Below are 635 nucleotides of genomic sequence, written 5' to 3'. Positions count from 1 at the left end.
GTGGCTCAAGGGGCTCCCCTGCTAAGGGAGTAGATCGCGAACGCGGTGCGAGGGTTCGAATCCCTTCTTCTCTGCCAGTAATTGGCCCGTTGGTCAAGTGGTTAAGACACCGCCCTTTCACGGCGGTAACACGGGTTCGAATCCCGTACGGGTCATATTAAAAGAGATAGCATAATCTGCTATCTCTTTTTTGTTGTGTAAAAGTGGACTTTGGATAGAAAAAAAGGGATACTCAAGGTCATTAATGAAATGGCACTTAGAAATATATCATAGCTGGGAAGATTCTAAGGAATTAGTTGTAGAGTTATTAGATACCGTTGAATAATAAAAATTGAAATATGGGGCGCTCAACTAAAGGATGCTTTAATTGAGCTTTTTAATATTGAAATTGCTGTATTAGGTGCTACCACGGAAAACAAATAGTATAAATAGAAGAAACTGTCTTTCAATAGGTGATCTACTGGAGACAGCTTTTTTATGTTGTCATTATTGTCGAGTTTTGTCGGTAAGTCGATATATTGCAAAAATCGCCGATATAATTTGAGTTACGGTCGATAAATTGGTTCCGTCAAGAAGTCTGTGTAATTTGATAAGGCCCAATACATTGGTTTATCCAGTATGAATTTATAATGATT

General features: G+C 38.6%; 1 tRNA gene. It reads left to right on the top strand.

From position 1 onward, the window contains the following. The first annotated feature begins 83 nt into the window (after positions 1–83). Positions 84–155, top strand: a tRNA-Glu gene (locus FH036_RS26915). Positions 156–635: the final 480 nt, after the last annotated feature.

The sequence above is a fragment of the Bacillus sp. CD3-5 genome (assembly GCF_006349665.1).
Classification (GTDB): domain Bacteria; phylum Bacillota; class Bacilli; order Bacillales; family Bacillaceae_G; genus Bacillus_A; species Bacillus_A paranthracis.
This window is presented reverse-complemented; position numbering and strand designations above follow the sequence as displayed.